15 protein-coding genes are annotated in these 13,727 nt (G+C 71.4%); 8 read left to right on the forward strand and 7 right to left on the reverse strand.

Features of this window, described 5'->3' with window-relative positions:
- Window positions 1–51: 51 nt before the first annotated feature.
- Both WMR31_RS00420 and glgA read left to right on the forward strand, forming a co-directional pair.
- A complete protein-coding gene (locus WMR31_RS00420; protein WP_340536788.1) occupies window positions 52–927 on the forward strand; it encodes a family 16 glycosylhydrolase in 876 nt (291 codons plus the stop codon).
- 16 nt (window positions 928–943) lie between these two features.
- Complete coding sequence (glgA, locus tag WMR31_RS00425; protein WP_340536789.1) at window positions 944–2,131, forward strand: glycogen synthase; 1,188 nt, start codon at window positions 944–946, stop codon at window positions 2,129–2,131.
- Window positions 2,132–2,140: 9 nt separating this feature from the next.
- On the opposite strand, the gene WMR31_RS00430 is transcribed toward glgA, so the two are convergent.
- The 3 genes from WMR31_RS00430 to WMR31_RS00440 form a co-directional block, all read right to left on the reverse strand.
- On the reverse strand, window positions 2,141–3,022 hold the full coding sequence (locus WMR31_RS00430; protein WP_340536790.1) for a hypothetical protein: 882 nt from the start codon (window positions 3,020–3,022) through the stop codon (window positions 2,141–2,143).
- 93 nt (window positions 3,023–3,115) lie between these two features.
- Window positions 3,116–3,781 carry a SprT-like domain-containing protein gene (locus WMR31_RS00435; RefSeq protein ID WP_340536791.1) on the reverse strand — a complete coding sequence of 222 codons (666 nt, stop codon included), beginning with the start codon at window positions 3,779–3,781 and terminating at the stop codon, window positions 3,116–3,118.
- 9 nt (window positions 3,782–3,790) lie between these two features.
- Complete coding sequence (locus WMR31_RS00440; RefSeq protein WP_340536792.1) at window positions 3,791–3,994, reverse strand: hypothetical protein; 204 nt, start codon at window positions 3,992–3,994, stop codon at window positions 3,791–3,793.
- 18 nt (window positions 3,995–4,012) lie between these two features.
- Here WMR31_RS00440 and WMR31_RS00445 point away from each other — a divergent pair, with 18 nt between their 5' ends.
- A complete protein-coding gene (locus tag WMR31_RS00445) occupies window positions 4,013–4,633 on the forward strand; it encodes a C40 family peptidase (RefSeq protein WP_340536793.1) in 621 nt (206 codons plus the stop codon).
- Between the two features lie 3 nt (window positions 4,634–4,636).
- Here WMR31_RS00445 and WMR31_RS00450 read toward each other — a convergent pair whose 3' ends face one another.
- A complete protein-coding gene (locus tag WMR31_RS00450) occupies window positions 4,637–6,457 on the reverse strand; it encodes a nuclease-related domain-containing protein (RefSeq protein ID WP_340536794.1) in 1,821 nt (606 codons plus the stop codon).
- Window positions 6,458–6,643: 186 nt separating this feature from the next.
- Between WMR31_RS00450 and WMR31_RS00455 the strand changes: the two genes are divergently transcribed.
- Complete coding sequence (locus WMR31_RS00455; protein WP_340536795.1) at window positions 6,644–7,324, forward strand: hypothetical protein; 681 nt, start codon at window positions 6,644–6,646, stop codon at window positions 7,322–7,324.
- A 12-nt stretch (window positions 7,325–7,336) separates the two neighbouring features.
- On the opposite strand, the gene WMR31_RS00460 is transcribed toward WMR31_RS00455, so the two are convergent.
- Window positions 7,337–7,930, reverse strand: coding sequence for a protein-tyrosine phosphatase family protein (locus tag WMR31_RS00460; protein ID WP_340536796.1), 594 nt, complete (start codon window positions 7,928–7,930; stop codon window positions 7,337–7,339).
- A gap of 100 nt (window positions 7,931–8,030) precedes the next feature.
- Between WMR31_RS00460 and WMR31_RS00465 the strand changes: the two genes are divergently transcribed.
- Together WMR31_RS00465 and WMR31_RS00470 are read left to right on the forward strand one after the other, a co-directional pair.
- On the forward strand, window positions 8,031–8,351 hold the full coding sequence (locus WMR31_RS00465) for a MazG nucleotide pyrophosphohydrolase domain-containing protein (RefSeq protein WP_340536797.1): 321 nt from the start codon (window positions 8,031–8,033) through the stop codon (window positions 8,349–8,351).
- Complete coding sequence (locus WMR31_RS00470; RefSeq protein ID WP_340536798.1) at window positions 8,348–8,884, forward strand: ribonuclease FAU-1 family protein; 537 nt, start codon at window positions 8,348–8,350, stop codon at window positions 8,882–8,884. The genes WMR31_RS00465 and WMR31_RS00470 overlap by 4 nt, the downstream gene beginning before the upstream one ends.
- Window positions 8,885–9,033: 149 nt before the next feature.
- Here the strand turns inward: WMR31_RS00470 and WMR31_RS00475 are convergent, their stop codons facing one another.
- Window positions 9,034–11,949, reverse strand: coding sequence for a vitamin B12-dependent ribonucleotide reductase (locus tag WMR31_RS00475; protein WP_340536799.1), 2,916 nt, complete (start codon window positions 11,947–11,949; stop codon window positions 9,034–9,036).
- Window positions 11,950–12,189: 240 nt separating this feature from the next.
- Window positions 12,190–12,669, reverse strand: coding sequence for a transcriptional regulator NrdR (nrdR, locus tag WMR31_RS00480; RefSeq protein ID WP_340536800.1), 480 nt, complete (start codon window positions 12,667–12,669; stop codon window positions 12,190–12,192).
- Between the two features lie 365 nt (window positions 12,670–13,034).
- Between nrdR and WMR31_RS00485 the strand changes: the two genes are divergently transcribed.
- Window positions 13,035–13,382: a hypothetical protein gene (locus WMR31_RS00485; RefSeq protein WP_340536801.1), complete on the forward strand. Its 348-nt coding sequence runs from the start codon at window positions 13,035–13,037 to the stop codon at window positions 13,380–13,382.
- A 111-nt stretch (window positions 13,383–13,493) separates the two neighbouring features.
- On the forward strand, window positions 13,494–13,715 hold the full coding sequence (locus tag WMR31_RS00490) for a hypothetical protein (protein ID WP_340536802.1): 222 nt from the start codon (window positions 13,494–13,496) through the stop codon (window positions 13,713–13,715).
- Window positions 13,716–13,727 lie beyond the last annotated feature (12 nt).

Below are 13,727 nucleotides of genomic sequence, written 5' to 3' on the forward strand. Positions count from 1 at the left end.
GGCGTCCGTCCGGACGTCGTGTGGCGGAAGTCGGACGAAAGGTGGCCAGCGATGGCGACACGCCAGAGCCTCCTGCGCGGTCTCGCGGCCCTGTGCGTGTTCGGGCTGCTCACGATCCCCGCGGCGACGTCGCAGGCCGACCCCTCGACCGGGGCGAGATCCGACACCGCGAGCACGCCGGCAACGACCCAGCGCGACGACGACTTCGTCGGGGCCGGCGGCTACACCTACCCGCGCCCGACCAACGCCGCCAAGGTGTTCCGCTGGGGCACCGAGACCTGGCGCGACGAGTTCGAGAAGGGCACCCTGCGCGCCCAGTGGGCCGTCAACCGGCCTCGCAAGGTCGGGCAGCAGCAGGGTCAGATCACCCTGAACGCCGGACCGCGCACCGGCACCGTCACCGCGACGGCCACCGACACCAGTGCGGCCTACGGGCGCTGGGAGACCCGGGTCCGCGGCAAGCGCTACGACGCCGGCACGCCGTACCACTTCGTGTGGGAGCTGGTGCCGGTCGCCGCCACCGGCTGCGCGAGCAGGAGCGACAAGACGATCGTGATCGCCTCGTGGCAGCAGGACGACACCCAGGCGGTGGGGAGCGTCGGCGTCGACACCGCGACGGCGTTCACCTACGACCGCGACCTCGACCTGCGCATCGGCTACTTCCACACCTTCGCCATCGAGATCGCGCCCGACCACATCTCCTGGTTCGTCGACACCGAGGTCGTGCACACCGAGCGTCGTCCCGAGGCGCTCACCGGCACCGTCTACCGGCCTCGGCTGCGGATGCAGGCGGTGCCGGGCGCCAAGATGGCGCGCTCGCGGATGCAGGCCGACTGGGTGCGCTACTACTCCCTCGCCCGGCCCGGCGCCAAGCCGATCACCGCGCCCGAGATGACGCGGACCGACCTCTCCGGCGTCTGCTCCTGACCGATAGGTTCGATCCATGCGGGTCGACGTGCTGAGCAAGGAGTACCCCCCTTCGATCTACGGCGGCGCCGGGGTCCACGTGGCCGAGCTGGTGCGCGCGCTGCGCGCCATCCCCGGTCTCGACACCCGGGTGCACGCCTTCGGCGGCCCGCGCGAGGAGCCCGGGACGTCGTCGTACCCCGACCTGGCCGAGCTCGCCGGCGCGAACGCGGCGCTGCAGACGCTCGGGGTCGACCTCACGATCGCCGAGGCCTGCGCGGGCACGGACCTGGTGCACTCCCACACCTGGTACACCAACCTCGCCGGGCACCTCGCCGGCCTCCTCAACGACGTCCCGCACATCGTGACCGCGCACTCGCTAGAGCCGCTGCGGCCGTGGAAGGCCGAGCAGCTCGGCGGCGGGTACGCGGTGTCGTCGTGGGCCGAGCGGACGGCCTACGAGGCGGCGTCCGCGGTGATCGCGGTGTCGGCGGCGATGCGCGACGACGTCCTGTCGGCCTATCCGGCGATCGATCCGGCCAAGGTGCAGGTGGTGCACAACGGCATCGACACCGAGTTGTGGCGCCCGATCCATGCGCCGGACCGGGTCCGCGAGCTCGGCGTCGACCCCGACCGCCCGTCGGTGACCTTCGTCGGAAGGATCACCCGGCAGAAGGGCCTGCCGCTGTTCCTGCGCGCCGCGGCGGCGCTGCCGCCCGAGGTGCAGCTGGTCCTTTGCGCCGGCGCTCCCGACACCCCCGAGATCGAGGCGGAGGTCCGCGGCCTGGTCGACGAGCTCGCCCGTACCCGCACCGGAGTCGTCTGGATCCCCGAGATGCTCCCCCGCGCCGACGTCGTCGCGCTGCTCACCGCCGCCACCGTCTTCGCCTGCCCCTCGATCTACGAGCCGCTCGGCATCGTCAACCTCGAGGCGATGGCGTGCGAGACCGCCGTGGTCGCCACCGCCACCGGCGGGATCCCCGAGGTCGTCGTCCCCGGCGAGACCGGGCTGCTGGTGCCCATCGAGCAGGCCGACGACGGGACCGGCACCCCCCTGGACCCCGACCGCTACGTCGCCGACTTCGCCGCAGCCCTCAACGAGCTCGTGAGCGACCCCGAGCGGGCCGCCGCCTACGGGCGGGCCGGGCGCGCGCGGGCCATCGAGTCGTTCAGCTGGGATGCGATCGCCGAGCGCACCGTCGAGGTGTACCGCACGGTGGTGTGAGGGCAGCTGTCAGGGCCTGACGGTGCGGACCAGCGTGCCGTCGAGCTTGGTCGCGATGTAGGCCGACTCGCTGTAGTCGTTGCTGGCATAGGCGCTGATCCGGGCGCCGTCGTCGTCGAAGATGGTCGACTTGCCCTCGATGATCACGTACGTCGAGGTGGGGTCGTCGACGAGTTTCGCGACCCGGCGCAGCAGCTTCCCCAGCAGTGCGGGATCCACGGCGGCCAGGTCGATGCGTTCGTAGTCCGACGTGCTCTTGATGGTGGACTCCTCGAACGAGCCGTCGAGCGAGTCGTAGTGCCAGCCGTCGCTGCGTTGCGTCTTCGCGTCGGCCGGTAGGTCGATCGAGGCGTACTCGGGATAGAGGACGGCCCGGAAGACCTCCGTCGCGCCCGACTGGCCACGCAGCGTGTCCAACAGTGCCGCATAGCCCTCCGGAGAGTGCATGTCGGCGACCGCGGCAGCGCCGTCGTCCTCGCGCGGCTGGCCGCTCCTGCCCGGCACCTCGCCCAACTCGCCCGGCTCACTGGCGGCCGGGTCAGGCGCCGCGAGAGGCTCGCCGGCAGCCTGGCCAGCCTCGCCGCCATCGAGCGCGGAGGTCTCCTCGGCGGGCGGGTCGTCGGGCTGGACCAGCCACACGATCCCGGCGATGCCCAGCGCCAGCGCCGCGACGACCGCGGCGGCGGCGGCCACCAGCGTCCCGGTGCGTCGCCCCGGAGGCCCTGGTGGCGAGGGTGGAGGAGGCGGCCCGGGCCGCTCGACCGGTGGCGTCGGGCGCTGGAGGTGCGGTTGGGTCTCAGCGCCCCCTTGACCGCTGTGCACCTCCGGCTCACGGCCCCACGGGTTCTCACCCCCGTCGTAACGGGGCCAGGTGGGGTCGTCGTCGCTCACGGCCAGAGCGTAGGTGCTCGTGCCGGCTCCGGGAACGCCGTCTCGGGACGGGGCGGAGGTTTCCGGCCCGCGCAGGATCAGCCTGGATCCAGCTCAGGCCTTCTCGACCCAGGCGAAGGGCACGCGCAGCACGGCTCCCCCGGCGCGCAGGTGGTAGCTGGTGCGGCCGACCTTGGCGACCTTCCCGACCCTCCCCTCGTACTCGCCGGGGACGACGATCCGGGCGCGGGCGCCGGGGCGGAGCAGCCGAAGCCGCCGTCCGGAGCGCAGCCGGGCGAGCTCGGCGTCGTAGTTGGGGTGATGCTCGGCCGGGCGGCCGTGATGGGTCCAGGTGAGCAGGTGGGCCAGATCGAAGGTGCGCGAGCACTGCGCACAGGTCATCACGCGTTCGGGGCGGCGGTGCCGGCCGGTGGTGTGCCCCGCCGGACAGCTGCCGAGCCACGGCGTGACCGGGACCGCCGAGTCGGGCGAGACGCAACGCTCGCCACTGCTGCCGATGCGCTGAGCGATCTCGCGCCAGGTGGCGTCGTGACCGTGGCTGGGGCCGGCGAGGGCGTGCGCGATCTCGTGGAGGATCGTGTCGCGGACCTCATCGACGGTGTGCAGCACGGTGAGCGGGGCGCTGAGCCCGAGGACCCGAGGCCCGAACCGGCAGATGCCCGCCCGGCGCTTGGCGCCGTCGAAGGCCACCGTCCACTCGCCGAGGCCGTGATGCTGGAGCAGGTCCTCGGCCATCGCGAAGGCATCGCGCAGGTCCATGGTTCGAAACTAGTCCTCGCCGCGGACAGTTCTGTCGTCACTGCCGGTATCGATGCCGCCCGTGTCGGGCGCTTCGGCCAGACGCTCGTGCAGACGGGCCCGCACCTCGTCCGGCGTCAGCTGGGCGCGACGGCGTTGATCGCGGGCCACGACCACTCCGGTGGCCGCCACGCCGGCCAGGCCGGCCAGCCCCAGCCACTTCCACAACTTCATGCGTCAGACTCCCTCTCCATGAGCTCCCCCACCACGAGCCTCGATCTCGACGAGGCCGTCGAGGTCACCCGCACCGGGGATCTGTGGCTATTTCGCGGCCACTCCGCCGCGGATCACGCTATCCGGGTCCTCACCAACAGTCCGGTCAACCACGTCGGCATGGCGGTGGTGCTCGACGACCTTCCGCCGCTGATGTGGCATGCCGAGCTCGGCAAGGGACTCACCGACGTGTGGACCGGCACCAAGCACCGCGGCGTACAGCTGCACGACCTGCGCGAGGCTGTGGACCAGTGGTGCGGCCGCTATGAGCAGCGGGCCTGGCTACGCCAGTTGCACACCCGGCTCAGCGCCGAGCAGGAGGCCGCGGTCCTGCAGACGATCGCGCGCCTGGACGGGACGCCGTTCCCCTCCACCGCGGCGCTCGCCGGGCGGTGGATCCGCGGGCGGGCCCGGCGTCAGGCAGGCGTCGAGCTCACCTATTGCGCGGAGGTCGTGGCCGCGACCTACCAGGCGATGGGTCTGCTGGACCCCGGGCGTCCCACCAACTACTACGACCCGGGCCGGTTCTGGTCGGGCGACGATCTTGATCTGCTCGCCGGCGCCGCGCTCGGCGACGAGATCGCCGTGCGCACCAGGTAGCCCTCAGCGGTTGCCGGACCGCGCCCCGGCCTTTCCGGCCTTGCCCTTGGCGGGAGCACCGGCCTTGGCCGACTTCTTCGCGCCCACCGAGCTCTTGGCCTTGGTGCCCGGGGCCACCGGGTTGGTGTCGGCAGGAACCTTCGGCGCGACCATGTCGTAGATCCGGTCGGAGATCCAGGTCCGCGGACCGGGGATCACCAGGGCACCGAGCAGGAGGGCGGCCAGGATGCCGCCGAGCACGCGGGGCAGCACCCGGCGGCCGGCGCTCTGGGTACGGCTGGAGGAGCCGATCGGACGCGAGGAGCGGCGCTCGCGGTCGTTGCCGCGGCGGTCCTCCAGGCTCGGCAGGTCCGCGGAGGTCAGTCCGGTCTGGGGCAGCGGGGTCGGCTGCGAGATGGCGGCCGGCGCCGGCGTCGCCGCCGGGAGGACGGCGGTCGCCTGTGCCACCGGCTCGACCTGAGCTTGCTGGGCCTGGACCGGCTGGGCCTGCTGGACCGGCTGGGCCTGCTGGACCGGCTGGGCCTGCGGAGCCTGGGCGGATGCGGCGGACGCTCCCGCCTCGGCCATGAACGACGGCAGCGGCGGCAGCGGACCGAGCTCGATCTCGGGCAGCGGAGGCAGGGTGTCGGCACGCTCGGCGGCCGTCGGCGCGAGGCCGGAGAAGCTCGGGGCCTGGGGCAGCTCGTCGGCCTCGAGCGGCTGCAGGTCGAGCGGCTCGAGGACCAGTGAGCCGGGTGCTACCGGGGTGGTCGTCGGCAGCACCACGGGCTGGCTGACCACGGGCTGGCTCACGGGCTGGCTGACCACGGGCTGGCTCACGACGGGCTGGCTCACGACGGCCTGGCCCACAGGCTGGCTCACGACCGGCGCCGGCGCAACCGGCGGCGCGACTGACGGCGCGACCGGGGCGCTGGCCGCGGGAGCAGCGACGACACCGGGGACCACGACGGCCGGCGTCGCCGCGGCGGGAGTCACCACGGCGGGGGTCACCGCAGCCGGCGCGGCCGCGTCCGGAGCGACGACGGTGGGGGGCGAGACCGCGGGAGCGACGACGGTGGCGACGGCAGGGGTGGCGACCGCCGGGGTGGCGACGGCCGGGGTGGCGACAGCGGGGGTGGCGACCGCCGGCGCCGGCACGGCCGGAGCAACGGCAGCCGCGGGCTGCTGGACGGCCTGCGCCGAGGCGGGCACCTGCTCGGTGACGGCCTGGACCGCCTCGACCGGGGCGGGCTCGATCACTGGTTCGAGCACTGGCTCGACCACGGTCGCCGCCTCCACCGGGGCGGCGACCACGGGGGCGACGACGGGCGCGACCGCGCTGTCCTGGCTCGGCGCCGCGGCGATCAGCCGTGCGCGGACCTGCTCGCGGCGGTCGTCGCCCAGGGAGAGCCCGAAGGTCGACAGGGTGCGGACCACGTCGTCGATGGTCGTGACGACCACGCCGTCCACGACGCTGGGGCTCAGGTTCGCGTTGAGGCAGAGGATCGGGATCGCCGGGGTGCCGACGACGCCGGTGATGGCGCGGGCGGCGTCCTTGACGGCGGTCACGACGTCGTCACGTCGGCGCCCGTTGTGGCGCAGCGACTCCCCGGTGATGCTCGTGCGGCCGCTCCAGGAGATCGTGTCGACGACGAAGACGCCCGCGGGACCGATGACGACGCAGTCGATGAGCTGGTCCGAGCCTCCCGGCCAGGCAAGGTCGTGGTGCACCGACCAGCCGGAACCGAGACCGGCAAGGGCGTCGGCCGTGGCCTGCTGGCCGGCGATCTCACGGCTGCCGCTCCTGTGGTCGAGTCGTCCGCCCCGTTCGCGGGGTCGGGTCACCAAGGCTTCCGTCGACTCAACTGCCATGACTCGGGTATCGGCAGCCGCAGGACCCGGGTTGAGGAAAAGTTGAGGATCGAACCAGCTCGGTGCGTGACGTTTTCGTGGCAGCGGTATCAACCGTGGTCGGGCCGGCCTCTTGTCCAGCAGTCGCGAGCATCCGCTCGCCTACGAACAGGAGCCACCATGACCACACACGCGACCTCCCGAACCAGCCGGCGCCGCCGCCTCACCGCCGGAGGGCTCGGGCTCGCCTGCGGCGTCGCCGCGCTCACCGTCTCCCTCGGCGTGCCCAGCGAGGCCGCCCGACTCATCACCGGGAAGGACGTCAAGAACGGCTCGCTGACCGGGGTCGACATCAAGAACGACTCGCTCACCGGCGCCGACGTCAAGGAGAGCACGCTCAACGGCGTCCTCAAGAGCGGGCAGGTCGCCGCCTATGGCGCCGCCCAGTCGGCGTTCATCAACGACTTCACGACCGGTACCTTCACCCCGATCGTGTCGAAGACCTTCACCGCGCCGACCAACGGCGTCCTCTACATCACCGGCACCGTGTCGTCCGAGGACGACGTCACCATCCCCGGCATCGGCGGCCTGCAGTTCAACCTCAACCTGGACGGCACCCAGCTCAGCAACGGAACCCACGAGTACGCCTACGACGAGAGCAGCGCCGGCAACGGCGGTTCGGGCTCCATGACCGCGGTGGTCCCGGTGACCGCCGGCGGGCACACCGTCGACCTGACCGCACGCAACTTCGGCGGCGGGAGCTTCATCCTCGGCCGCGAGGTCTCGGTGCTGTTCGTGCCGAGCGGTTCGGGCTTCACCCCGCCCGCCAAGCCGGCCGCTCCGAAGAACCACCAGCAGTGACCTGCACTCGGGTCAGTACCCGAGGCTGCGCTGCCGGGCGATGATCCGCACCACGTCGAGCGGATGGTCGCGCCGCCAAGCCCTGAGCCGGGCTCGGTCGTGGCGCCGTTCGGCGGCCGGGGTCGCGCTGCGGTGGTGATGCCACCGCAGGGCGTCCTCGGCATAGGCGACCGCCGCGATCGGCCGCACCTCCCGGATCGCGGCGATCGCCGCCACCGGGTCGAGCCCCTGGGCCAGCAGCACGGCGTAGCCGAGGGACGGGCCGCGGTTGATGCCCATGTGACAGTGCGTGAGCACGACGGCGTCGGGGTCCGCCAGTGCCTCGAGGACCCACTCGACCGCCGCCTCGAACCAGGACGCGGGAACGCGCTGTCCGGCGTCGTCCATGCCGTGCCACAAGTAGTCGACCTGCGGCGCCCGCTGGGCCACGAACTCGCGGTCGTCGGCCTCGACCCGGGCATCGACGAGATGAGTGAGCCCGGCCTCGACCAGCTCGGCGAGCTGGGCCTCGGCGGTCTCGTCGTCGTGGTCGAGGTCTCCCCCGACCAGCAGCCGCGGCGTCACGAACACCGCGTTCGCGCGCACTAGCTCGGGTCGGGTGGACATGGGTCCACTGTGCACCCTGGCACCGACAAACCCCTCCGCGGCGTCGAGCGGCGGTCCCTTCCGTAGGGTTCGAGGTCGACCCCGACCCGAGGAGCAGATCGTGGAGTTCGCCGACCTCCAGGCCGCCGCCCGCGACGTCCGACGACGCTACGCGGAGGCCGAGCGCGAGAGCTATGGCCGCTCCTGGACGACCGAGGAGATCATGCTCGGCTTCCTGGGCGACGTCGGCGACCTGGCCAAGCTCGTGCAGGGGAAAGCCGGGGTGCGTCCCCGCGACGACCTCGACGAGGCGCTGGCCCACGAGCTCGCCGACTGCCTGTGGTGCGTGCTGACCCTGGCTGAGGCCTACGACGTCGATCTGGAGTCGGCGTTCCTCGCCTCGATGCGCTCGCTGGCCGCGCACCTGGAGCGCGACTCGTGAGCTTCGAGCCCGGAGCGAGCATCGAACGTCGCGAGGTCCTCCACGGGGAGCTCTGGCTCACCCACCCGGTCACCGTCGTCGACGACGACGGCGAGCACCTCGCCGTCCGTCTCGACCCGGGCTCGCCGTTCACCTTCCCGCGGCACCCGTTCGGCGTCCATCCCTGGGCGCAGCACCGGGCGTGGGGCGGCTCGATCGTGTTGCAGCTGTACCGCACCGGCGACCTGTACAGCGTGTGGAAGATGTTCGAGGCCGACGGCACGCTACGGCACTGGTACGTGAACTTCGAGGCGCCTGTGGTGCGCGGTCCGGCCCACATCGACACCGACGACTACGGCCTGGACCTCGTCGTCGGCTCGGACGGCCGCCGCAGCTGGAAGGACGTCACCGACCTCCACCACCAACGCACCGAGGGTCGTATCGACGAGCGCACCGTGCTCGACGTGCTCGCCGCCGCGGCCCGAGTCGAGGCCGACCTCGACGCCGGTCGGCTGTGGTGGGAACGCTGGCTGGACTGGACGCCGCGCGCCTGACGTCCTTGCCTCAGCAGCTCACGAGAGCACCGCTGCGCACATGCACGTGGAGCCATCACAGGCTGAGTAACGAGCGAGGCCCGCTGCCCTCCGGCGTGAACCGGAGCGCAGCGGGCCTGTTGCATCTCTGATGCGAATATGGCTCGCTCTCAGCTGCAGCCGCTGGTGCTGCCGCAGCCCTCGCAGACGTAGCAGGAGCCGGCGGGGCGCATCTTGGTGCCGCAGGTCATGCACAGCGGGGAGTCGACGGCGGTGCCGGTGAGCTGCTCGAGGAGCTCGGCGCTGGTGTGGGCGCCGCGGGTGTCGGACTTGGTGCCCTCGACCACGTCGGCGTCCTCGATGTCGTCGGTCTCGGCGTCCTCGAGGTCGGCCTCGACCACCGTGGCAGCGCGCGGGGAGTCGATGAGCTCGGAGGCGTTGCCGGTCTCCTCGGCGGGCAGCTCGTAGGAGCCGGTCTCGAGGTGGCGCTGGCGCTCCTCGGCGGAGTAGATGCCGAGCATCGAGCGTGCGTCGAAGTCGAGGTAGTCCAGCGCGAGGCGACGGAAGACGTAGTCCATGATCGACTGCGCCATCCGGACGTCGGGGTCGTCGGTGAGGCCGGCCGGCTCGAAGCGCAGGTTGGTGAACTTCGAGACGTAGGTCTCCAGCGGGACGCCGTACTGCAGGCCGATCGAGACCGCGATCGAGAAGGCGTCCATCACGCCGGCCAGGGTGGAGCCCTGCTTGCCGAGCTTGAGGAAGACCTCGCCGAGCTCGCCGTCGTCGTGGGCGCCGGAGGTCATGTAGCCCTCGGCGCCGCCGACGGTGAAGGACGTCGTGAGCGACTTGCGCGACTTCGGCAGCCGCTTGCGGGTGGGGGCGTAGACGACCTTCTCCACGACCTTCTCCACGACCTCGGCGGCGCCGTCGCTCGCCTCGGCGTCGGCCTTCTTGGCCTTCGCGTCGGCCAGCGGCTGGCCGACCTTGCAGTTGTCGCGGTAGACCGCGGTGGCCTTGAGGCCGAGCTTCCACGACTGCAGGTAGACGTCCTCGATCTCCTCGACCGTGGCCGTCTCGGGCAGGTTGACCGTCTTGGAGATCGCGCCGGACAGGAACGGCTGGGCGGCCGCCATCATCCGCACGTGGCCCATCGGCTTGAGGGCGCGCGCGCCCATCGCGGTGTCGAAGACCTCGTAGTGCTCGGTGCGCAGGCCGGGGGCGTCGATCACGTGGCCGTGCTCGGCGATGTAGGCGACGATCGCCTCGATCTGCTCGGGCTGGTAGCCGAGCTTCTTCAGGGCCCGCGGGATGGTCTGGTTGACGATCTGCATAGAGCCGCCGCCGACGAGCTTCTTGAACTTCACCAGGGAGAAGTCGGGCTCGATGCCGGTGGTGTCGCAGTCCATCATGAAGCCGATGGTGCCGGTGGGCGCGAGCACGGAGGCCTGCGCGTTGCGGAAGCCGTGCTCGGCACCGAGCCGCTGCACGTCTGCCCAGGCCTGGGTGGCCAGCTTGTGGACCTGGCCGTCGGCGATCGCGAGGGTGCGGATCGTGTCGTTGGCGGCCTGGTGCTTGCGCATCACGCGCTGGTGGGCGTCGGCGTTGCGGGCGTAGCCGGCGTAGGGGCCGACGACCTCGGCGAGCTCGGCCGAGCGCTTGTAGGACTGGCCGGTCATCAGCGAGGTGATCGTGGCCGCCATCGCGCGGCCGCCGTCGGAGTCGTAGCCCAGACCCATCGCCATCAGCAGCGCGCCGAGGTTGGCGTAGCCGATGCCGAGCTGGCGGTAGTTGCGGGTGGTCTCGCCGATCGGCTCGGTCGGGAAGTCGGCGAAGCAGATGGAGATGTCCATCGCGGTGATGATGAACTCCACGGCCTTGGCGAACAACGCGGCGTCGAAGGTGTCATCGTCCTTGAGGAACTTCAGCAGGTTCAACGAGGCCAGGTTGCACGAGGAGTTGTCGAGCGACATGTACTCCGAGCACGGGTTGGACGCGGTGATCCGACCGGTCTCGGGGTTGGTGTGCCAGTCGTTGATCGTGTCGTCGTACTGCAGACCGGGGTCGGCGCAGGCCCAGGCGGCCTCGCTGATCTTGCGGAACAGCTCGCGCGCGTCGACCCGCTCGATCTCCTCGCCGTTCTTGCGGCCGCGCAGGGCGAAGTCGGTGCCGTCCTCGACCGCGCGCATGAACTCATCGGAGACGCGCACGGAGTTGTTGGCGTTCTGGTACTGCACCGAGGTGATGTCGGCGCCGCCGAGGTCCATGTCGAAGCCGGCGTCGCGCAGGGCGCGGATCTTGTCCTCCTCCTTGGCCTTGGTCTCGACGAACTCCACGATGTCGGGGTGGTCGACGTCGAGGACGACCATCTTCGCCGCGCGGCGGGTGGCGCCACCGGACTTGATGGTGCCGGCCGAGGCGTCGGCACCGCGCATGAAGGAGACCGGGCCGGAGGCGGTGCCGCCGGAGGAGAGCAGCTCCTTGGAGGAGCGGATACGCGAGAGGTTGAGGCCGGCCCCGGAGCCGCCCTTGAAGATGAACCCCTCCTCCTTGTACCAGTTGAGGATCGAGTCCATCGAGTCGTCGACGGAGAGGATGAAGCACGCCGAGACCTGCTGCGGCGAGGCGGTGCCGACGTTGAACCACACCGGGGAGTTGAAGGAGAAGTACTGGTTGACCAGCAGCCAGGTGAGCTCGTGCTCGAAGATCTCGGCATCGGCGTCGGTGGCGAAGTAGCCGTGCTCGACGCCCGCGGCGGTGTAGGTCTTCACGATCCGGTCGATCAGCTGACGCAGGCTCTGCTCGCGCTGCTCGGTGCCCAGGGCGCCGCGGAAGTACTTGGTGGTGACGATCGTGGAGGCGTTGAGCGACCACGACGCCGGGAACTCGACACCGCGCTGCTCGAAGACGGTCTCGCCGGTCTTCCAGTTGGTCTGGACGACGTCGCGACGCTCCCAGGTGACCTCGTCGTAGGGGTGGACCCCGGGCGTGCTGAAGACGCGCTCGAGGGTGAGCCCCGTGCGCTCGGTGCCGGCGGGCCCGGTGGTGCCGGTGGTGCCCGTGGCTGCGCCGCTCGCGGTCTCGGTCATAGGGGTCGTCTCCTTCGTCGGTGCCGATTCGGTGCTGTTGATCGGTGCTGTTGATCTTGGTGCTGAGGGGTGCTGCGGGCTGCTTCAAGTCTGGCGCGGACCACCGACATTTCCCGGTCGGCGGTCCGGCGTTCTGGTCGAGTCCGCGCCGGCCGTGCCAGCGCAGCATGCGAGAGGGAGAAGGGTCGAGATGGTGCGCCCGGCAGGCAGCTTCCCCACTACCTGCCGGGCGGTCTGTGGTCAGCCGGTCGGGGCCGGATGAGGGGTGCGACTCGCCGCATCGGCGTGCATCGCCGCGATCTCCTCGATGAAGTCGTCGGCGGACTCGAAGGAGCGGTAGACGCTGGCGAATCGGAGGTAGGCGACCTCGTCGAGGACCTTCAGCGGACCGAGGATCGCCAACCCCACCTCGTGGGCGGGGACCTCTGCGGCTCCGGTGAGCCGGAGGGCGTCCTCGACCTCTTGGCCGAGGCAGGCCAGCTGCGCGTCGGTGACCGGGCGCCCCTTGCAGGCCTTGCGGACACCGGCGACGGCCTTGTCGCGTTGGAACGGCTCGGTCGCGCCCGAGCGCTTGAGGATCGAGAGCTGCATCAGCTCCACGGTGGTGAACCGGCGCTCGCATGAGGAGCACGTACGGCGACGCCGGATCGACGCCCCGTCCTCGGCGACCCGCGAGTCGAGTACCCGGGTGTCAGTGCCGCGGCAGTAGGGGCAGTGCATGGGAACTCCTCTCGGGCACGTCGAAGCGACCCCGCTGGGACCTCGGGACGGTTGTGGAAAACTCGGCTTCTCCTGGGGAGAACACCGCAGGCGATGTGGGTCTTCCGCATCTCGGTGTGAACTAGATGTGGATAACTACATCGTTGTAACTACTAGATGTGGTGTGAACCGTACGCGGGCTGAGCACCGGGCGCAACCTGTCGCGGAACCTTTTCACGGCCGGTCCGGACAGGTCGCCCACCGTCGCACCGAACGCGCAGGTCAGCGGGCCCTAGCCCGCAGCGAGCGGAGGCGAAGAATCGGTCTCGGTCGGCGTGTCGGCGCCCGCGGGCCCGGCGGAACCACTCGTCACGCACAATGTCGGTGTGGCACAGGGAAAGCGGGCGGGCGCGCGGGCGAAACGACGGTTCCGGCCCGCCCTGCTGGCTCTGGCCCTCGGCGTGACCGCCGCATTCGTCGCCTGGGGCTACCTGGTCTATGCCGCGATCGACTTCGGCACCACCGCCCGTGGCGGCGACGACACGGCCTGGTGGTTCCTAGCCCTCGCTGCTGCCGGAGCGGTGGCCTGCCTGTTCGTGGCGCTCATCCTCCTGGCCCGCATCGGCCGTTCGATCGGGCTCATCGCGCCCCACGAGCCCGCCGAGCAACCGACCGGGGACCCGGAGGCATCGGCTCCGCCGCGCGGCCCGGGTGGGCGCCGCGCCGCCCGCTGAGCCGCTGGAGGCGGATTCGGCGATTCGCATCACCCACGCCCGGTTCGGCTCCTAGGCTGGAGGGCCCACCGGCCCGACGACGAGTCGGCGAGCATCCCCTCCGGAGTGAGCGTGGCCAAGCACGAGGTCCAGGTGACGGGGGCCAGCGTGCTCGACGGCCTCTACCGCACCACCTGCGCGTGCTCGTGCGGGTGGACCGGGGAGTCGGAGGAGTCCGCAGAGGCCGGGGCGCTCGCCGCTGCGGCGAGGGTACGGCTCGAGCACCTGGTCGCCGCGCACCCGCGTCAGTCCCCCTCGTCGTTCTTCCGCCCGCGTGCCGCCGCGCGCTACTAGCATCCGCGTTCG

Origin of the sequence: Nocardioides epinepheli, assembly GCF_037936805.1 — a bacterium.
GTDB lineage: Bacteria > Actinomycetota > Actinomycetes > Propionibacteriales > Nocardioidaceae > Nocardioides.

Coding starts and splice junctions, on each gene's coding strand:
- WMR31_RS00440 (WP_340536792.1), bottom strand. CDS start 3,994: ATGAAGTTGTGGAAGTGGCTGGGGCTGGCCGGCCTGGCCGGCGTGGCG.
- nrdR (WP_340536800.1), bottom strand. CDS start 12,669: ATGCACTGCCCCTACTGCCGCGGCACTGACACCCGGGTACTCGACTCG.
- WMR31_RS00455 (WP_340536795.1), top strand. CDS start 6,644: ATGACCACACACGCGACCTCCCGAACCAGCCGGCGCCGCCGCCTCACC.
- WMR31_RS00460 (WP_340536796.1), bottom strand. CDS start 7,930: ATGTCCACCCGACCCGAGCTAGTGCGCGCGAACGCGGTGTTCGTGACG.
- WMR31_RS00445 (WP_340536793.1), top strand. CDS start 4,013: ATGAGCTCCCCCACCACGAGCCTCGATCTCGACGAGGCCGTCGAGGTC.
- glgA (WP_340536789.1), top strand. CDS start 944: ATGCGGGTCGACGTGCTGAGCAAGGAGTACCCCCCTTCGATCTACGGC.
- WMR31_RS00435 (WP_340536791.1), bottom strand. CDS start 3,781: ATGGACCTGCGCGATGCCTTCGCGATGGCCGAGGACCTGCTCCAGCAT.
- WMR31_RS00475 (WP_340536799.1), bottom strand. CDS start 11,949: ATGACCGAGACCGCGAGCGGCGCAGCCACGGGCACCACCGGCACCACC.
- WMR31_RS00420 (WP_340536788.1), top strand. CDS start 52: ATGGCGACACGCCAGAGCCTCCTGCGCGGTCTCGCGGCCCTGTGCGTG.